This is a genomic window from Burkholderia sp. BCC1993 (assembly GCF_905339865.1).
In the GTDB taxonomy this organism is placed as follows: Bacteria; Pseudomonadota; Gammaproteobacteria; order Burkholderiales; family Burkholderiaceae; genus Burkholderia.
Map to the genome: position 1 here is coordinate 144552 of NZ_CAJPGZ010000005.1, position 18098 is coordinate 162649.

The following is an 18098-nucleotide window of genomic DNA, read 5'->3' on the forward strand; positions in this document are numbered from 1 at the left end:
CGGGTTCCCCCGCGCCTAAAAATCGTCCTGCATATCCGACGTGTCGCCGCCGTAGAAGGCCGTTGCTTGTCCGGACCCATCCATAGCCGGCCGTCCGCTCCCGCGTTCGTTGCCGTCGTTCGAACCTCGCATAGCGACCCGCTTGCGCTTCACGTGGTAAGCGGTCAGCACCGCGTGCGCGACCATGTCGAGCGCCGGTTTAGCGTCGCCGTTTCGGTCGGTCCAAACCTTCGGCGTCAGCGTGCCGGCCAGCGCGACCGAATCGCCGTCATCGAGCGCCAACAGACCCGCCTTCGCGCCGTCCGAGAACGCAATCACGTTCACGAACAGCGCTTCGCTGTCGCTAACGGCAGCGCGTACCTTCGCCGTCACGAACGAGCGACCGCTCGCGCCCATGCGCTCTGCCGGCTTGCCGTGCAGCTTCCCGCTAACCAAACCATCAATCATTTTGCGCCTCCTGTTTTTATCAACCGCGCTCGGCACAGCTAGGTACGCGTGGTACCCCCCTTAAGGGGGGTGTACCTAAACGTACCTATCGGGTTAGGTACCCGACAGGTACGCGTACCTAAACGTACCTTCGCGTACTGCCCTTACTTGGCCGCATTCGCGATGCAGACAATCCCGGCTGCCTCGTGAATGGCATTCGCCTCAACCAAGGTTTGCATCGCGCGATAAACCGGACCGCTTTTGTATCGGCCAGCGAGGTGCTTAACCACGTTGCTTTTTTTGATCCCAACCTTATGCGAAGCGAGGAATTCCAAGACTGCCCCCTCAACAGCCCCGTAACGCTTCTCGCTTTTGGGCTTCTCGGGTGCATTGGCCGGAACCACGACGCAACTCGTCGCGAGCTTCCCCCATTTCGTCGTGCCGAGCCCTACAACGTCGAGTCGAAAGCCGATACGCTCACCCTTGGTCGGCAAGTCGCGCTGTTTTGTAATTTCGGCACAACGGCCGCCTGCACCGTCCGTTACCTCAATTTCGGTATCGACGGCCGCGCGCACACCGGACCATCCGCGCGCGCCGGCGGCGGCGTTTTTGCCGCTGTGGTGAATCAGCATGAAATGGGCTTCGCACTCCGTACGGATGCGGTCGAAGCGCTTGATGACGAGGCCCATATCTTGCCCTGCGTTCTCGTTCGCACCGGCACTCAGGCGAGCGAGGGTGTCGCCCACAATCAGGCGAACTTTCATTCCTCGTTCAGCCTCCAAGCGTTTCACGGTCGCGATGATTGCCGATGCATCGAAGTCGCTTTCGAACAGGTTCACCGGGCTTTGGATGATGGCGAAGTTAGGGACGCGCAGGCCGTAATATTTTTGGTACGCCTGAAGCCGGGCGCAAACCGATGCGGGAGATTCGACCGCCAGGAACACGACGAGGCCCTGTTCCGTTTGGCGTCCCATCCAAGGCACGCCGCGCGCAACGGCCGCAGCCACGTCGATGCAAAAGAACGTCTTGCCGCAGTTGGTATCGCCGTATAACACACTCCCGCCGTCTGCCGTGAGCACACCTTCGATCAATTCGTCGGGCGGTTCGTAATCGACCGGCAATTCATCCGCAAAGGCAACGTTGAGGGGCAATTCATCGCCCACCGAAATCGCCTCACGCTCGGATTGCTTCGGGACGTGCCTGCCGTTTGCAACAGCAACGCGTACAGCATCCGCGCCGCCTTTGGCCGCCACATCGTTCAAATCACGCCCCGTCATGACCGACCTCCACAAGCGTAACCTCTCGATCAGCGAGCGCCCACCGCTCCGCACACGCATGCCCGGCTGTTACTCCGGCCGGGTCATTGTCCGCGCCGATAACGAGGCTTTCGACGCCGGACAGGTGCGGGAACGCCGTGAGATTGCCGGCGTCGATGAGCGCCCAAACCGGCGCATAACCCCATGCGAGCGAAAGCGCCGATTCAATGCCTTCCGCGACGCCGAGCCCGCTCGTTACGGCCTCGTCGGGCCACAAGCGAATGACGCCGCCCGCCTTGCGATGCCCGCCGAGCAGCAGACGCGGCGGGTCAACGTCAGCCTTGCGGCCATCGGTCCGAATCCAAGTTTTGTGCAAGGTCATGAATTCGCGCGTTACCGCGTGCGTCACGAGTCCGACAAGCGCCGGGCCGACATAGCCGGTCGGATGCTTCAGCGAGGGATGCCAGCGCAAATCGCCATCGGCGGGCGGGATGCGGCAGTGCCGAGCGTCGAGATAGGCCAGCGCGTCGCCGGAAATGGCGCGACACGCGTTCCAAAGGTCGAACCCGTAGTTAGACAGGACGCAATGCTTCGCGAACGGCGTAACGGCCGGAATGCGCGCCATGCTATGCGCAGAGCCGCACACGCGGCGTTCGGGGCGGTACGTTTCCGTGTACTCGCAGCGGAAACAGTGCGCGACGCCCGCACCGCTCGCTGCGATGGTCAACCCGAGCGTCTTATCGCGTTCGCCGCGTCCGCAAACGGGGCAACTCACGCGGTAGTTGCCGGTCGCGTAGTGGCTCCATGCAATCGCGCTCATGCGACCTCCCGCGCTTTGAGCCAGCGAGCGACCTTGCGGCGGTCGGTGGTCGTGAGGCGATACACGCCTCGCCGCACTTCGCGGCCGTCGCGGTCGATGTACTGGACGCGCTCGCACGGCAGCACGAGGCCCTTCGCGCGCAGGCTTGCGATGAGAGCGGGGGAGTTCGAGCAGCCGGCGAAATGGTCGAGTTCTTCACGCGACATCGGGCGGCGTTGCAGCACGGTCAGCGCGCGCAGGTGACGGTGATTTTTCGTTCCGGTAAACTTGCGGCGTTGGTTCGCGCTCGACTGATTGTTATTGGTCGGGCGATTTTTTTTGCTCATCTTAGATGCCCTCCGCCAGCTTTTCGAGGGCATCGGCGGGCCACATGAGGCGACCGTTCGGCAGCTTGACGGGGCGGAGCGTGAAGTACGCACCCGTTTGGCAATAGCGCTTGCGGATGGACTGCGGGCGAAGCGAGAGGAGTTCCGCCAACTCCTCGGTAGTCATCGGGCGGCGGGCTTGAGTCGCAGAAAATTGCTGCATCGTCATCTGTATCACCTTGCCGTTCGGCTTGAGTTAAGGCGATACAGATTTTTTTGCAGGTTTCCGAGTTGACCGATAGATGCGCCCGCAACCGCCCGCTATTGCCCGTTTCCGCCCGTTGCCGCCCGCTTACGGGGCTTGAGCCGGTGACGCAACCTTTCCGAGTTCAGGTAGTCGAGTTCATCATCAAGGGTCGTGTAGAACAGCTTCCCGCCCTTTACTTCGCCGGTGAACGGCGTCTCGGCAGCCAACGCAGCCTCTTTGAGCACCAGAAACACGGCCTGAGTATCTTCGCTTCCGACGCTCGCTACCGCCCGGTCGATCAACCGGTCCAGCACGTTGCGGCGCGCTTTGATGGAGTGCTTTGTCACGGACCGATTTTCGACGGCGGCGGGTGCTGCATCCTCCACTTTGACGCGGGAGTCGGGCGGCGGCGTAGCGCTCGTCACTTTGGGGCACTCAGCCATGACGCGCGCGGCGAACTCTTGCAGGCCGGCCGCGCTCATGCCGATCGATGGCAAAGCGACTGTTAGCGCTTCCTCTGGCGGTTCGATGAACACATATTCGCCCGGCCGTCCGTAATCGTCTTCGGGGCGTTCCGCTATCGAAATAGCGGCTTCGCCCGTTTTCAGCAGCTCGTCCACCTGAGCCGGATAGAGGGCCACGGTTTGATACGGCGCGGCACACACATACACGAACGGATTACTCGGCGTCCCGTTCTCGGTATCCCATTTGTACCGGGCGAACTTGGTACTGCGCGGCGGCGCGCATCGCAGGCAGGTCGGCGGCTGGGTCTTGCCTTGCGGAACGCGATACCCGTCTAGTACGTCGCTCAGGATGCGGCGCGGCGTCCATGCTTCGCCCGTCAGAGCCGAAAGCAACGACGCGGCATCGTCGAGCGTATTCCAGCGCAATACCTTATCGAGCGTACGCGTGTCGCTTGTAAAATCGAACGTAGCCATGCTGCGCGCCTCCCTGAAGGCCGTTCGTGGTTAGGCGGGTCCGGTGCGTCAACATCGTTCCCGCCGTCAAGCCTGATTCTAATGGCTCTTACTTCAGGGCATGCAAGCCCGGTTGCGCGGCGCTCGCGTCGAATTCGACGGCGGCCTGTTCTAACAACCACGCTTCGATTTTGTCGTGCCACTTGCGGAGCAGGTCGAGCGGGCGGCGACGGTAGTGCTTTTCCGCGATGGCGGACGGCTTGTGACCTTGAATTTGGGCGATGACACCGACCGGAACCTCGACCCACTCGGCCAGCGTCCCGAATGAACGCCGAAGGCCGTGCAGGCTCAGATGAGGAAGGCCGGCTACCGCGAGTGCTTGGTTATGCGCGATGCGCGGCTCGGCGATTTTTCCGTCCGCCGATTTTTTGCTCGCGAAAACCCACGGGGAGGGCGACCATGATTCGCCTTTGGCGGTCAGGTCACGCATTTGACGGACGTTCGGCGGCGTGTCGTTCAAGCGTTTGAGTTCCCGTAGGATGCTCGCGAGGTACGGCGTGAGAGGGATGACGCGCGAACCTTCGACCTTGTCGGCGATGGACAGGCTGCGCCACTGGAAATCCACGTCGACCCATTTGAGCGCGGCCATTTCCTCTCGGCGTGAACCCGTAATGAGCAGCGCTTGCAGATATGTCGCGATGACCGGGTTGCCTAGCGTGCGGACGGCGTCGAACCAAGCTGATAGCTGCTCCCGTTGCAGGCAGTCATCTTTCGCCTTGGTGCGCGGCACGGCGGCGCGCACGGCGCGAGCGGCGTATGCGTTCGATGCAATCAGCCCGGAATATTCCGGCTTGTCGCCGCACCAACGGATGAAGGCACGCAGCTTGCGGTAGCTTTGCTCCGCGTTCGTCGGGCGCGTCTGCGCCTCGGTTTCGAGCCATGACGCGATGGCCTCAGCGGTCAGGTGCGACAGCTTCAACTCCATGAGCGCGGCGAGCGGCCCGGCAACCGTCACGCCTTTTCCGCGCTTTCGCGGCTCGCCGCCAGCGTGGGCCAGATTCTCATGGTCGAATAGATGGCGGTCGCTCCATCGCGACCGGTTTGCGTCAAGATAAGCCGCCCACGCTTCGCGCATGGTTACATCTTGTCGCTTGGCTTCGGCTTTTCGCGCTTCGTAGGCGGCGGCCTGTTCTGCCGCCTGTTCACGCGGATCTACGCCACTGTCGAGAAGCGTCTTCAGGCGGCGTGCTTCAATGCGTGCTTTCTCGATGCTCCACGCGGATGGGTCTCCAATCGAGATGCGCACAAGCGAGCCGCGCAACTTCGCTTGGAGCACGTACCGTTTTGTGCCGCCTGCGTTTGCGCGGAGGCCAAGACCGGGCGCGCCGCTGTCCCACAGGAAGGCTTCGGATTTGCCATCGGGGCAGGTGTGTGCCGCTATCTTGCCCGCCGTGAAATTGACCTTTGCCATTGTCGCCTCCCTCACTTAGGGCAGATTCCGGAACCCATCCGGAACCCGATTCTGGCAATTTTGGTCAACTCGTGTCAACGGGCAGGCGAGGTGATTTTTTGATGAAATCCTTATCCGGATTAGGTTTGAGGGATTTTTGGCAACGTTCGTCAACGTCAATAAATGTCCACTTTTTCGGCCTTCTAAGCCGTAGGTCACACGTTCGAATCGTGTAGGGCGGGCCAGTCAAACCAAGTACTTGCATCCCGTATCTCGCCGCATCACCCATCAAGATATTGTCCGTGTAACCATGGTGTAACCGGATTTGGTTAATCAATGGGGATTCGCAACGATACCCGCTTGACGAGGCAGTTTCTCACCGGTGCCAAAGTTCAAGTCCGCCGAGGATGATGGCACTCCACCAAAGTTGCATGGAAAGGGCCGCCACTTGGTCCTTGGCGTTAGTGACCGTCGCTGCAACTTTGTCGAGCATTGCCGCATCCGTCAGCGGCGTTGACTCTGCCGTCTCTCCTGTCGCGTCACGGGATACACGTGCGCCCCCAGTGCGTTGCACATTCTGCAGAAAATGCGAATGTCCCCCCGGATTCAAAAGTGTTTTCGCGGAATAGCCCTTCCGCGACACAGCGTCGGCCACGGATACTGACGGCCATACACGTTCCGCATCCGCGGACGCCACACCGATCCCTGCATGATCGATGCCGCGGACATACCGCGTCCTGGCCGGTCGTCCTCACGGCGCATCCGGCATGACCGCCATGCCGCAGGCATCGCCGCGCACTCGAACCACAAACCCCCACCCATGACCCAACCCCTCCACCACGAATCATTGCCGACCTGCTATCGCGCATGGACCTGGCATGGCTGCGAGCATCCCGAACAACTGCGTCTCGAACAGATCGCGATGCCGGCGCTCAAGCCCGGCCAGGTGCTGGTACGCAACCACGCGATCGGCCTGAACCCGGTCGACTGGAAAGTGCTCGGCGGCGCGCTGGTGAACTGGTCCGACGGGCATGTGCCGGGCGTCGACGGCGCCGGCACGGTCGTCGCCGTCGCGGACGAGCATGCACGCCATCTGCTCGGCCGCCGCGTTGCGTACCACCAGGGCCTCGACGGACACGGCAGTTTCGCGGAATACACGCCGATCGCCGCGTCCGTGCTGCTGACGGTGCCCGACGCGCTCGATTTCGAAACGGCCGCGAGCATGCCGTGTCCCGCGCTGACCGCGTGGCAGGCGCTTGAGAAAGTGCCGTGCCGCACCGCCCGCGAAATTCTCGTCAGCGGAGCAGGGGGCGCGGTGGGCAACTATCTGGTGCAGATCGCCGCCGACCGCGGGTTCGAGGTCACGGTATCGTGCAACGAGCGTCATTGGGCGCGTCTGCGTGCGCGAGGGGCGACCCGTTTCGTCGCCGGCCCGATCGGCGAGACCATCGACGCCGGGCACGAACTGGCCCGGCGTTTCTACGCAGTGTTCGACAGCGTCGATGCGCAAAGCGCGGCCCGCTGGGCCCCGGCGGTGTCCGCCAACGGGCATGTCGTGTGCATCCAGGGCCGGTTCGACGCACAGCCGCTGCCGCCGTTCACGACGAGCGTATCGCTTCATGAAGTCGCGCTGAATGCACTGCATACGTACGGCGATGCGGCGGCATGGCTCGAGACGACCACCGCGGGCAGCATGCTGCTGGCCGGTATCGCGAACGGCACCCTTCAACCCGAAGCGCGCGTCACGGGTGATTTCGAGCATCTGCCCGAGCAACTGGAGGGGCTGCGGCATCGCCGGTTCTCCGGCAAACCGGTGGTGCGCGTCGGGTAAAGAGCGTACGACGGAAGGAAGCATGCCGGTTGCCCGTCCGTCGGCGAGACCGGCATCACCGCGTCGCGCTGCGCCGAAGTGGTTCAAGCACGTTGATACCCCGGCCACCCGAATCCCCCGATCCGACGAAAAACCGGAATTCGTCTGATAATACGAGCGGCGATCCCCGCGAACGAGCAATCGTCCGAATCCCGCCGAACCGTTGCACACGCAACCAGACGGCAACATTGCCGCGATCGCGTCGTTCTCCGACGCAATCCGGAAACGAAACGGCGTCAGGCCCACCTGGTCGTTCGGAATGTGCCCAGCGCCGTTCAAATCCCCACACGACGCCCGCGCGACGCGGCGCCGACACAGGAGGTGAACGATGATCACGCTGACCGTCAACGGTAGCGAACAGCATTTCGACGGCAATCCCGACATGCCGTTGCTCTGGTATCTGCGCGACGTCCTCGGCCATACGGGCACCAAGTTCGGTTGCGGGATGGCGCAGTGCGGCGCGTGCACCGTGCATCTCGACGGCACGGCGATTCGCGCGTGCATCACGCCGGTCGCGGTCGCTGCCGGCAAGCGCGTGACGACGATCGAAGGGTTGTCGACCGACCTGACCCACCCGCTGCAGCAGTCCTGGCAGGAACTGAACGTCGCGCAATGCGGCTACTGCCAGTCCGGCCAGATCATGCAGGCCGCGTCGCTGCTGAAGACGAACCCCCATCCGAGCGATGCCGACATCGACGACGCGATGTCCGGCAACATCTGCCGCTGCGGCACCTATACGCGCATTCGCGCGGCGATCCGGCTGGCGGTGCGCCGCGAAGGTGCCGCATGAACGCGCCCGAACTCTCCGTCCACAACGAAAGCCGCCGCGCTTTGCTGCTCGGCTTCGCCTCCGGCGGGCTGCTGCTCGCGTTCGGCATGCCGTCGCTCGCGCGTGCGGCCGTGACGGTGCAGCCGCCGGTCAGCCCGAATCCTCAGTACGGCGGCGCGGGCATGCCGCACGGATTGCGCGACGATCCGAACCTGTTCGTCGCGATCGCGCCGGACGGCACGGTCACGGTGACCTGCATCCGCTCCGAGATGGGGCAGGGTGTGCGCACGAGCGTCGCGCTCGTGGTCGCCGACGAACTGGGCGCGGACTGGGCGCGCGTGAAGGTCGCGCAGGCGGTCGGCGACGAGCCGCGCTACGGCAACCAGAACACCGACGGCTCGCGCAGCCTGCGGCAGAGCTTCGCGGCGCTACGCCGCGCGGGCTCGGCCGCGCGTACGATGCTCGAGCAGGCCGCGGCGGCGACGTGGGGCGTCGACGTGCGTCAGGTGAAGGCGACGGTGCACGAGGTCGTCGATACGAAATCCGGGCGCAAGCTCGGCTTCGGCGAACTGGCCGCGAAGGCGGCTGCGCTGCCGGTGCCCGATACGAAAAGCGTGCCGTTGAAGGCGCCGGCCGAGTTCCGCTATATCGGCAAGGGCGAAACGGCGTTGATCGACGGCCGCGACATCGTCGGCGGCCGCGCGCGCTACGGGATCGACACGCGGCTCGACGGGATGCTCTATGCGGTCGTCGCACGTCCGCCGGCTTATGGCGATACGGTCGCATCGTTCGACGCGTCGGCAGCGGAGAAGCTGCCGGGTGTCGTCAAGGTCGTGCAGCTCGCTTCGACGCCGCTGCCGTCCGGGTTCCAGCCGCTCGGCGGCGTAGCGGTGATCGCGCGCGACACGTGGACGGCGATCCAGGCACGCGCGCAACTGAAGATCGACTGGAAGCACGGACCGCACGCAGGCTACGACTCGGCCGCCTACCGCAAGACGCTCGAAGCGGCGGCCGCGCAGCCGGGCGACGTGATCCGCAACGACGGCGATACGGCCGCGGCGCTCGCGAGCGCCGCGAAGCGGGTGCGCGCGACGTACTACATTCCGCATCTCGCGCACGCGACGATGGAGCCGCCGGCGGCGGTCGCGCGCGTGGCCGACGGCCGCTGCGAAGTGTGGGCCTGCACGCAGGCGCCGCAGACCACGCGCGACGAGATCGCGAAGGCGCTCGCGCTGTCGGCCGAGCGGGTGACGGTCAACGTGACGCTGCTCGGCGGCGGCTTCGGCCGCAAGTCGAAGCCCGACTACGTGGTGGAGACCGCGCTGCTGTCGAAGGCGGTCGGCGCGCCCGTCAAGCTGACCTTCACGCGCGAGGACGACATCGCGCACGACTATTTCCACGCGGTGTCGCTGGAAGCATTCGAAGGCGGCCTCGACGCGGCGGGGAAGGTGGTTGCATGGCAGCATCGCACGGTCGCGCCGTCGATCCAGTCGACCTTCAGGGCCGGCGTCGTGCACGAGCAGCCGGGCGAGCTCGCGCAAGGCATCGCGGATCTTCCATTCGCAGTCCGGAACGTGCGGATCGAGAACCCGGCCGCGGAAGCGCACACGCGGATCGGCTGGTTTCGTTCGGTGTACAACATTCCGCACGCATTCGGGATTCAGAGCTTCGTGGCGGAGCTCGCACACGCGGCGGGCCGCGACCCGAAGGACTTCCTGCTCGACCTGATCGGGCCGGCGCGACGTTTCGAGCCGCACATCGCGGTGAAGAACGTGAACTACGGCGAGGATCCGGCGTTGTATCCGGTCGATACCGGACGGCTGCGGCGCGTGATCGAGACGGTCGCGCGCGAAGCCGGCTGGGGGCGCAAGCTGCCGAAAGGGCAGGGGCTCGGCATCGCCGCGCATCGCAGCTTCGTGTCGTACACGGCGGCCGTGTGCGAAGTGCAGGTCGGCGCGGATGGCGCGATTACGGTGCCGCGTGTCGACATCGCGATCGACTGCGGGCCGCAAGTGAACCCGGAGCGCGTGCGCTCGCAGCTCGAAGGCGCGGTGGTGATGGGGCTCGGCATCGCGCTGCACGGCGAGATCACGTTCAAGGACGGGCGCCCGGAGCAGAGCAATTTCAACGGCTTCCAGGTGCTCCGGATGAACGAGGCGCCGCGTGAAATCCGCGTGCACCTGGTCGCGCCGGACGACTACGCGACGCCGCTCGGCGGCGTGGGCGAGCCCGGCCTGCCGCCGGTCGCGCCAGCGCTGACCAACGCGATCTTCGCGGCGACGGGCACGCGCATCCGCAGCCTGCCCGTCGCGGACCAGCTCGCGAAGCCGAAAGCGGGGTGATGCGGGGCTGCGCGCCGGGCCGTCTGCAAGGCCCGGTGCGTATATCTGCTCGCGCGCCCGGGCCGTTGCGCGCGGCCTGTTCATGCCCTCCATTTGCATATCAATTCGACGGATTCCACCGGGCCGTTCGGCTGCCACGACAATCGCTTTCCAGCATCAACTGCGGGAATTCAATCTCGACATTTACGCCCTGAATTCCGCCTGAAAATAGAATCAATAGCCCTCTGACATCGGGTTTGCCCGATGGTGCGGTATCGTACAAAGAGGGGCCGGAAAGTGTCGGATCATTGGCCCGTCGAATTCATTTTTTGTAAGAAATTCATTGAGAAAAACCTGACGCGGTTCAACCATTTCCTTGAGGGTTGATTGGGCGGCCGGTAATCGGTGCGTATCTGCTTTTTGTCGATTATCAGGCGGGTATTCATTCTCGTTTTCATTCTTTTGTTCCATGACGTGCACGGTGCCGTGAGGTCTGTGCGCGGGGTGTCTGCTCGTCTGCAGATTGAAGTCGTCGAACCGGATGCTGGGCGGCGCGAGGATTAATTGCATATCGACAAACAGCCGGTTTGTCGAATGCTGATCGATCGTGAGGGTGTTGCGATAAATTCATCGGAATATTCGATCCGATGGGACGTCGCACGCCATCTCACTGGCTGGAATGATCGATGAAATACAAGCGGGAGATGGACTCGTTTCGTTTGCAAATTTAACTTATTTAACGTATTGATCTGCGTCGCGATCGCGGCGTGGTTCGATGCCTCGCTAGATGGGTTATCTAGCATTCTCAATCTGGAGAAACGCAATGCAAGAACTGAATCAGCAGGAAATCGCACAAGTTTCCGGCGGCTACTACGGCGGCGGCTCGATTTTCGACACGCTGGGCAACGTGGTCGAGCTGTACGGCCAGACGCTCTACAACGTCGGCGAAGCGCTGACGACGGCTGTCGTGGGCACGGGCAACGCACTGCTCGGCCTGCTGGGCGGTCACCACGCGTAAGCCGGACGCGATTTCCGTGCGATGGCGCGCGCTGCGCCGCCATCGCGTGAATCGCGGGGCCGCTGCGGCACCGGAGCGGGGTGCCGCGGCGATCTTCCCGGGCGGAAGGTATCCCGTCAAACCCAACTGACTGTCTGTCATCCCGTATCTTGACGAACCCGACTTCTCTCTTCCGGCACGAAGCGCAACAGGCGCAGCGCGCCGGCGCGCTGGGCGAGATCGTGCTGGTGCGCCCCGTGTCGCTGACGCTGCTGGCGGCCGCCGCGGTCGCGATGGCCGCGTGCGTGCTGCTGTTCTTCGCGTTCGGCACCTACACGCGTCGCACGACGGTCAGCGGCGTCGTGATGCCGGATGCGGGGCTGGTGAAGGTCTATGCGCTACAGCCGGGGATCGTCGTCGAGCGCGACGTGAAGGAAGGGCAGCACGTCGCACGCGGGCAGACGCTCTATACGGTGTCCACCGACCTGCAGAGCGCGGCGCAAGGCGCGACGCAGGCCGCGCTGATTGCGCAGGCGCGGCAACGCAAGGCGTCGCTGCTCACGGAAATGGACAAGACGCGCAGCCTGCAGCAGGACGAACGCGCCACGGTGCGCGCGAAGATCGCGAGCCTGGGCGGCGAGCTTGCGCAGATCGACGATCAGCTCGCGGCGCAGCGGTTGCGCACGTCGATCGCGGCCGACGGCGCGAAACGTTATCGCAGCCTGCTGGCCCAGGACTACATCTCGAAGGATCAGGCGCAGCAGCGCGAAGCCGACCTGCTCGACCAGCAGTCGAAGCTGAACGGGCTGCTGCGCGAGCGTGCGTCGACGGCGCAGTCACTGACGGAAGCGAACAACCAGCTGGCCGGCCTCGACCTCAAGCAGCAGAACCAGCTCGCGCAGATCGACCGCAACGTGATCGACGTCGACCAGAACCTGATCGAAAGCGAGGCGAAGCGCCGGATCGTCGTCACCGCGCCGGAAGCGGGCGTAGTGACGGCGGCGATCGCCGACGTCGGCCAGTCGGTCGATACGTCCCGGCCGCTCGCGAGCGTGGTGCCGGGCGGCGCGCGCTGGCAGGCGCACCTGTTCGTGCCGAGCACGGCGATCGGCTTCGTGCGGGTCGGCGAGCCGGTGCTGGTCCGCTACCAGGCGTTCCCGTACCAGAAATTCGGCCAGTATCGCGCCGAGGTCGTGTCGATCGCGCGCACGGCGCTGTCGGCGGCCGAACTCGCGAACGACGGCGGCCCGGCGGCGACGCCGGGCGAGGGGCGCGACGCGACCTTCTATCGCGTGATCGTCGCGCTCGATGCGCAGCACGTCACCGCGTATGGCGCGCAGCAACCGTTGCAGGCGGGCATGACGCTGCAGGCAGACATCCTGCAGGAGCGCAGGCGCCTGTACGAATGGGTGCTCGAGCCGCTTTACAGCCTGACCGGCAAACTCTGACGAGGTCGCGCATGGCATTACTCGATCGACTCTCGTTCGGCCTCGGCCGCCAGCTGCCGATGATCCTGCAGACCGAGGCCGCGGAATGCGGGCTCGCGTGTCTCGCGATGGTGGCCGGCTATCACGGCCATCACGTGGATCTCGCGACGCTGCGCGGGCAATTCCCCGTCTCGCTGAAGGGCGCGGGGCTCGGGCGCGTGATCGAGGTCGCGCAGCGCCTCGCGCTCGGCACGCGCGCGGTGAAGCTCGACCTGACGCAGCTCGGCCAGCTTCGCCTGCCGTGCCTGCTGCACTGGAATTTCAACCACTTCGTCGTACTGAAGGAAGTGAACGGCAAGACCGCGACGATCCACGATCCGTCGCACGGCATTCGCAAGGTGCCGCTCGCCGAAGTGTCGCGTGCGTTCACCGGCGTCGCGGTCGAGCTGTGGCCGGCTGCCGGGTTCGCGCCGCGCGCGGCACGGCCGGCGGTGAAACTGCGCGAGCTGCTCGGCCCGGTGTCGGGGCTGTCGCGCTCGCTCGCGCAGATCCTCGCGCTCGCGATCGCGCTCGAAGTCTTCATGCTGGTGCAGCCGTTCTTCCTGCAGTGGGTGATCGACGAGGTGATCGTCAGCGCCGATCGCGACCTGCTGACGGTGCTGGCGCTCGGTTTCGGCCTGTTGCTGCTGATGCAGCAGGCGACCGGCACGATTCGCGCGTGGGCGCTGATGTACGTCGGCGTCACGCTGAACATCCAGTGGCGCGCGAACGTGTTCACGCACCTGCTGAGCCTGCCGGTGCGCTACTACGAGCGGCGCCATCTCGGCGACGTCGTGTCGCGCTTCGGTTCGATCGACACGATCCAGCAGACGCTGACCACGTCGTTTCTCGGCGCGGTGATCGACGGGCTGATGACGATCGTGACGCTCGCGATGATGTTCGTGTACAGCCGCGTGCTCGGCCTGGTCGCGCTGGCGACGATGGCGCTGTACGCGCTCGTCCGGTGGCTGTGGTACGGCCCGCTGCGGCGCGCGACCGAGGACCAGATCGTGCACGCGGCCAAGCAGCAGAGCCATTTCCTCGAAACGGTGCGCGGCGTGAAGACGATCAAGCTGTTCAACCGCCAGACGGAGCGCCGCGCGAGCTGGATCACGCTGCTGGTCGAGCAGGTCAATGCGAGCCTGCACGTGCAGAAGCTGCAGATCTTCTACCAGCAGCTCAACGGCCTGCTGTTCGGCATCGAGAACGTGCTGATCATCTGGCTCGGCGCGCGCATGGTGATGGACGGCCAGTTCACGGTCGGCGTGCTGATGGCGTTCAACGCGTACAAGAACCAGTTCGACAGCCGGGTCGGCAGCCTGATCGACAAGTACTTCGAAGTCAGGATGCTGCAGCTCCAGGGCGAGCGGCTGGCCGACATCGTGTTCGCGCAAAGCGAGCCGGACGCGAGCCTGCGCAACGTGCCGGGCGAGGCCGACGCGCTCGACGCGAGCATCGAGATCGACGCTTTGTCGTTCCGCTACGCGGAAGGCGAGCCGCTCGTGCTGGACGGCGTGAGCGCGACGATCGCGGCGGGCGAGTCGGTCGCGATCGTCGGGCCGTCGGGTTGCGGCAAGACGACGCTGATCGGCGTGCTGCTCGGCATCCACGAACCGACGGGCGGCACGGTGCGGATCGGCGGGCTCGACGTCGGCCGGCTCGGCATCGAGCGGCTGCGCGCGCTGGTCGGCACGGTGCTGCAGGACGACGTGCTGTTCGCGGGCTCGATCGCGGACAACATCAGTTTCTTCGACCCGGACGCGGACCCGCGCTGGGTCGCCGAATGCGCGCGTATCGCGGCCGTGCACGACGACATCGCCGCGATGCCGATGGGCTACAACACGCTGGTCGGCGACATGGGCACGGTGCTGTCCGGCGGGCAGAAGCAGCGCGTGCTGCTCGCGCGTGCGCTGTACAAGCGGCCGGGCATTCTGGTGCTCGACGAAGCGACGAGCCATCTCGACATCCAGCGCGAGATGCAGGTCAACGCGGCCGTCACGCAGCTCGCGATGACGCGGCTGATCGTCGCGCACCGGCCGGAGACGATCGCGTCCGCGCAGCGCGTCATCATGCTGCAGGGCGGCAAGGTCGTGCTCGACCAGTCGACCGCCGCGATGCGCGCGGCGATGGCGGCAAGGACGTCCGCCGCTGGACCCGTCGCGCCGCAGCCGGCGACGCATGATGCCGGTGCGGCGGAACCGGTCGCGGGGCGCTGAGCGATGAAGCATCCCCTCGCTACCTTGCTGGCTGTCGTCGCGCTCGCGGTGTCCGCGCTGCCGGCACGCGCGCAGCTGCTCGACGTGTACGGCACGCGCAATGACGTCGCGGCCACGCCGGCCGGGTCGATGGCGTCCGCCACCGCGTGCGGCGCACAGCCTGTCGACGCGCGGCCGCTCGCGCTGGAGGACGCGATCCTGCTGGCGATCTGCTCGCATCCGCAACTGAGCCGGACATGGTCGGATGCGCGCGCGGCGGCGGCCGAGGTCGGCGTGTCGAAGGCCGCGTACTGGCCGACGCTCAATGCGACGGCGGGTGTCGAACGCGACAACCTGACGACGAACTACAGCGGCGGCTATTCGCAGGACCAGCGCAGCACCAGCCGCTACGGCATGCTCAACCTGAGCTGGGTGCTGTTCGATTTCGGCAAGCGCGGCGCGACGCTCGACCGTGCGCGCGCGCTGCTGCGCGCGGCCAACGCGGCGCACGACGATGCGCTGCAGAGCGTTTTCTACGATGCGGCGCAGGCGTTCTACGCGCTGCGCGACGCGCAGGCGGCACTCGCCGCGGCGCAGGCGGTCGAGCACGCGGCGCAGGAGAGCCTCGCCGAGGCGAGCGCGCGGCACGACGGCGGCGCCGGCACGCTCGGCGACGCATTGCAGGCGCAGACCACCTACCGCAAGGCGCTGCTCGATCGCGTGAGCGCGGAGGGCGACCTGCAGAGCGCGATCGGCACGCTCGCGACGACGCTGGGCGCCGACGCCGATACGCCGCTGCGCATCGCCGACGCGGAACCGTCGCCCGATCGCGACGACTTCACGCGCGGTGTCGCCGACCTGATCGCCGAAGCCAAGCGCCATCACCCGAAGCTGATCGCCGCGCGCGAAAAGCTCGAAGCGGCGCGCGACGAGGTGCGTGCGGTGCGCGCGCAGTCGTTGCCGACGATTTCGCTGACGGGCAGCCTCGCGCGCAACAACCCGTCCTACCAGCAGCAGGCGTCGTTTCTCCAGTTGCAGAGCAGTCACAGCAACTCGATCGGCATCCAGGTCTCGATTCCGCTGTTCGAAGGGTTCGCGTCGGGCTACCGGGTCGCGCAAGCGAAGGCGCAGGCGGACGCACAGGAAGCCGACGTGCGCAATACCGAACTTAAGGTGTCGCTCGACGTGTGGAAGAGCTACCAGAGCCTGCAGACCGATACGACGAACCTCGACAACTCGCGGCATCTGCTCGATACCGCGCTGCATTCGCTCGACATCGCACGTGGCCGCTACAAAGCCGGCGTCGGCACGTTCACGGAATTGCTGAACGCGCAGTCGGCGCTCGCGGATGCGCGCCGGCAGCGTGTGCTCGCGGTGTCGAAGTGGCGGATCGCGAGACTGAAACTGGCGGAGAGCCTCGGGAGGTTGGGATTATGGAACGACGCGGGCTGAACGGCGCCGGGCCGGACGCGAGCGGCGCGCAAGCGCGCGGCTGCGCGTTCCTGTTCCCGGGACAGGGCGCGTTTTATGCGGGCGCGCTGCGGCAGCTGGGCCGCGAACACTCGAGCGTGCGGCTGACGCTCGACCTGCTCGACGCGGTCGCGAGCGAGCGCCTCGGCCGCCCGCTGACGGGCGCGCTGTGGCGTGACGATGCCGGGCTCGACGTCTGGCTGCACGAAGCGCCCGATCTGCTGCAGCTCGGGATTTACGGCGCGTCGGTCGGGATGTTCGGCGTGCTGCGCGAGCGCGGCGTGACGCCCGACGTGCTGATCGGACACAGCTTCGGCGAGATCGCGGCGCTGGTGTGCGGCGGCATGTATTCGATCGAGCAGGGCGCGCGGATCGTCTGCGACCGGATTGCGTCGTTGCAGGCGGCGGCGCCGGCCGACGGGATGATGGCCGCGATCGCCGCGGGTGCCGACGCGACGCGCGAGCTGATCGACGCGAGCGCCGTCACGCACGCGGTGCGCAACGTGTGCGTCGCGGTCGAGAACCATCCGTCGCAGACCGTCGTGTCCGGCCCGCGCGACGCGCTGGAGCGCTTCGTCGCGGCATGCGCGGCACGCGGCGTGACAGCACAGACGCTCAGGTCTCCGTATGGATTTCATCACCCGGATCTGGCCGGCGCGCGCGAACAGTTCGCCGCGCGGCTCGCCGCGTATCGGCACGGCCCGCTCGCGATTCCGGTGTATTCGCCGATCCTCGGCCGCCGCTACAGCGGCGCCGACGATCCGGGCGCGCGGCTCGCGTCGCATTTCGTGCTGCCGGTGCGGTTCGCCGATGCGATTCGCGCCGCGTGCGCGGACGGCATCGGGCGCTACGTCGAATGCGGCGCGCTCAACGCGCTGGCGCGCATCGTCGTGCGCATCGCGGGGCCCGGCACGGTCAGGACGTTCGGCGGCCCGTCGAACGCGACCGAGGAATCGAGCGTTGTCACGACCATCACCCGTTATTTCCAGGAGGACAGCATCATGAAGGACGATATTCGCATCGGCAACGCCGGCTCCGGGTTCGACGCGTTCTGGCATGCGCGCGGACCGCACATCGTCGACTGGCTCAAGGGCGAGCTGCGTCACGCGTTCGATGCGGCGAGCGCGGCGCCGGCCGGCGCCGCGCCGGTCGCGGCACCGACGCTCGCCGCATTGGCACCGCAGGCCGAGCCGCTCGTCGCATCCGCGCCGCGCCTGGCAGCCGTGGCCGCGCCGACCCTGACGGCGGTGCCGGCGCCGTCGGCGCCTCACGAGCCGCTCGCCGCGGCGAAGCCCGCCCACGTGCCGCGCGAGCGGCTGTTCACGGAGCTCGTCGATATCTACGCGCAAGCGATGGAGTATCCGGCCGAGGTGTTCTCTGAAACGATCGAGCTCGAAGCCGAGCTCGGCATCGATTCGGTCAAGCAGACCGAGATCATCCAGCGCATCACCGCGCGCTACGCGCTGCCGCCGCTGCCGGCCAATTTCCGCAGCGGCGATTTCAAGGCGATGGGGCAGATCGTCGATTTCGTCTACGAGAACCAGGGGAAGGCGGTCGCCTGACGGCCGTGGGCTGAAACGTTGGTCGGC

General features: G+C 65.8%; 16 protein-coding genes. 8 read left to right on the forward strand and 8 right to left on the reverse strand.

Annotation, left to right across the window (positions count from 1 at the left end; translation table 11 throughout):
- Window positions 1–15: 15 nt before the first annotated feature.
- From U4Y91_RS09775 to U4Y91_RS09805, 7 genes are all read right to left on the reverse strand, one after another.
- Window positions 16–447 carry a single-stranded DNA-binding protein gene (locus tag U4Y91_RS09775; protein WP_321801471.1) on the reverse strand — a complete coding sequence of 144 codons (432 nt, stop codon included), beginning with the start codon at window positions 445–447 and terminating at the stop codon, window positions 16–18.
- Window positions 448–590: 143 nt separating this feature from the next.
- Window positions 591–1703, reverse strand: a complete 1113-nt coding sequence (locus U4Y91_RS09780) for a helicase RepA family protein (protein WP_321804890.1) — start codon at window positions 1701–1703, stop codon at window positions 591–593.
- On the reverse strand, window positions 1690–2502 hold the full coding sequence (locus U4Y91_RS09785) for a toprim domain-containing protein (RefSeq protein WP_321804891.1): 813 nt from the start codon (window positions 2500–2502) through the stop codon (window positions 1690–1692). Before U4Y91_RS09785 ends, U4Y91_RS09780 begins: the two co-directional genes overlap by 14 nt.
- Window positions 2499–2828, reverse strand: coding sequence for a hypothetical protein (locus U4Y91_RS09790; RefSeq protein WP_321801477.1), 330 nt, complete (start codon window positions 2826–2828; stop codon window positions 2499–2501). The genes U4Y91_RS09785 and U4Y91_RS09790 overlap by 4 nt, the downstream gene beginning before the upstream one ends.
- A 1-nt stretch (window position 2829) precedes the next feature.
- Window positions 2830–3036, reverse strand: a complete 207-nt coding sequence (locus U4Y91_RS09795; RefSeq protein ID WP_321801479.1) for a DNA-binding protein — start codon at window positions 3034–3036, stop codon at window positions 2830–2832.
- Window positions 3037–3128: 92 nt separating this feature from the next.
- Complete coding sequence (locus tag U4Y91_RS09800) at window positions 3129–3992, reverse strand: hypothetical protein (RefSeq protein WP_321804892.1); 864 nt, start codon at window positions 3990–3992, stop codon at window positions 3129–3131.
- 88 nt (window positions 3993–4080) lie between these two features.
- Window positions 4081–5442, reverse strand: a complete 1362-nt coding sequence (locus U4Y91_RS09805; protein WP_321804893.1) for an integrase family protein — start codon at window positions 5440–5442, stop codon at window positions 4081–4083.
- 799 nt (window positions 5443–6241) lie between these two features.
- Between U4Y91_RS09805 and U4Y91_RS09810 the strand changes: the two genes are divergently transcribed.
- From U4Y91_RS09810 to U4Y91_RS09820, 3 genes are all read left to right on the forward strand, one after another.
- Complete coding sequence (locus U4Y91_RS09810; protein ID WP_321804894.1) at window positions 6242–7252, forward strand: zinc-binding dehydrogenase; 1011 nt, start codon at window positions 6242–6244, stop codon at window positions 7250–7252.
- 367 nt (window positions 7253–7619) lie between these two features.
- A complete protein-coding gene (locus U4Y91_RS09815) occupies window positions 7620–8081 on the forward strand; it encodes a (2Fe-2S)-binding protein (protein ID WP_321804895.1) in 462 nt (153 codons plus the stop codon).
- The gene (locus tag U4Y91_RS09820) at window positions 8078–10402 is read left to right on the forward strand and encodes a xanthine dehydrogenase family protein molybdopterin-binding subunit (protein ID WP_321804896.1); all 2325 of its coding nucleotides are present in this window, start codon (window positions 8078–8080) and stop codon (window positions 10400–10402) included. Before U4Y91_RS09815 ends, U4Y91_RS09820 begins: the two co-directional genes overlap by 4 nt.
- 213 nt (window positions 10403–10615) lie before the next feature.
- Here U4Y91_RS09820 and U4Y91_RS09825 read toward each other — a convergent pair whose 3' ends face one another.
- On the reverse strand, window positions 10616–10852 hold the full coding sequence (locus tag U4Y91_RS09825; protein WP_321804897.1) for a hypothetical protein: 237 nt from the start codon (window positions 10850–10852) through the stop codon (window positions 10616–10618).
- Between the two features lie 352 nt (window positions 10853–11204).
- On the opposite strand from U4Y91_RS09825, the gene U4Y91_RS09830 reads away from it, so the two are divergent.
- From U4Y91_RS09830 to U4Y91_RS09850, 5 genes are all read left to right on the forward strand, one after another.
- Window positions 11205–11399 carry a hypothetical protein gene (locus tag U4Y91_RS09830; protein ID WP_321804898.1) on the forward strand — a complete coding sequence of 65 codons (195 nt, stop codon included), beginning with the start codon at window positions 11205–11207 and terminating at the stop codon, window positions 11397–11399.
- A 149-nt stretch (window positions 11400–11548) separates the two neighbouring features.
- The gene (locus U4Y91_RS09835) at window positions 11549–12826 is read left to right on the forward strand and encodes an HlyD family secretion protein (protein ID WP_321804899.1); all 1278 of its coding nucleotides are present in this window, start codon (window positions 11549–11551) and stop codon (window positions 12824–12826) included.
- Window positions 12827–12837: 11 nt separating this feature from the next.
- Window positions 12838–15060, forward strand: coding sequence for a peptidase domain-containing ABC transporter (locus tag U4Y91_RS09840; protein ID WP_321804900.1), 2223 nt, complete (start codon window positions 12838–12840; stop codon window positions 15058–15060).
- A 3-nt stretch (window positions 15061–15063) separates the two neighbouring features.
- A complete protein-coding gene (locus U4Y91_RS09845) occupies window positions 15064–16491 on the forward strand; it encodes a TolC family protein (RefSeq protein WP_321804901.1) in 1428 nt (475 codons plus the stop codon).
- Window positions 16473–18071: an acyltransferase domain-containing protein gene (locus U4Y91_RS09850; RefSeq protein ID WP_321804902.1), complete on the forward strand. Its 1599-nt coding sequence runs from the start codon at window positions 16473–16475 to the stop codon at window positions 18069–18071. The genes U4Y91_RS09845 and U4Y91_RS09850 overlap by 19 nt, the downstream gene beginning before the upstream one ends.
- The last annotated feature ends 27 nt before the right edge of the window (window positions 18072–18098 follow it).

What these genes read in the sequence shown, in the direction of transcription:
- U4Y91_RS09775 (WP_321801471.1), bottom strand. Translation starts at nt 447, where the DNA reads ATGATTGATGGTTTGGTTAGCGGGAAGCTGCACGGCAAGCCGGCAGAG.
- U4Y91_RS09780 (WP_321804890.1), bottom strand. Translation starts at nt 1,703, where the DNA reads ATGACGGGGCGTGATTTGAACGATGTGGCGGCCAAAGGCGGCGCGGAT.
- U4Y91_RS09785 (WP_321804891.1), bottom strand. Translation starts at nt 2,502, where the DNA reads ATGAGCGCGATTGCATGGAGCCACTACGCGACCGGCAACTACCGCGTG.
- U4Y91_RS09790 (WP_321801477.1), bottom strand. Translation starts at nt 2,828, where the DNA reads ATGAGCAAAAAAAATCGCCCGACCAATAACAATCAGTCGAGCGCGAAC.
- U4Y91_RS09795 (WP_321801479.1), bottom strand. Translation starts at nt 3,036, where the DNA reads ATGACGATGCAGCAATTTTCTGCGACTCAAGCCCGCCGCCCGATGACT.
- U4Y91_RS09800 (WP_321804892.1), bottom strand. Translation starts at nt 3,992, where the DNA reads ATGGCTACGTTCGATTTTACAAGCGACACGCGTACGCTCGATAAGGTA.
- U4Y91_RS09805 (WP_321804893.1), bottom strand. Translation starts at nt 5,442, where the DNA reads ATGGCAAAGGTCAATTTCACGGCGGGCAAGATAGCGGCACACACCTGC.
- U4Y91_RS09810 (WP_321804894.1), top strand. Translation starts at nt 6,242, where the DNA reads ATGACCCAACCCCTCCACCACGAATCATTGCCGACCTGCTATCGCGCA.
- U4Y91_RS09815 (WP_321804895.1), top strand. Translation starts at nt 7,620, where the DNA reads ATGATCACGCTGACCGTCAACGGTAGCGAACAGCATTTCGACGGCAAT.
- U4Y91_RS09820 (WP_321804896.1), top strand. Translation starts at nt 8,078, where the DNA reads ATGAACGCGCCCGAACTCTCCGTCCACAACGAAAGCCGCCGCGCTTTG.
- U4Y91_RS09825 (WP_321804897.1), bottom strand. Translation starts at nt 10,852, where the DNA reads ATGGAACAAAAGAATGAAAACGAGAATGAATACCCGCCTGATAATCGA.
- U4Y91_RS09830 (WP_321804898.1), top strand. Translation starts at nt 11,205, where the DNA reads ATGCAAGAACTGAATCAGCAGGAAATCGCACAAGTTTCCGGCGGCTAC.
- U4Y91_RS09840 (WP_321804900.1), top strand. Translation starts at nt 12,838, where the DNA reads ATGGCATTACTCGATCGACTCTCGTTCGGCCTCGGCCGCCAGCTGCCG.
- U4Y91_RS09845 (WP_321804901.1), top strand. Translation starts at nt 15,064, where the DNA reads ATGAAGCATCCCCTCGCTACCTTGCTGGCTGTCGTCGCGCTCGCGGTG.
- U4Y91_RS09850 (WP_321804902.1), top strand. Translation starts at nt 16,473, where the DNA reads ATGGAACGACGCGGGCTGAACGGCGCCGGGCCGGACGCGAGCGGCGCG.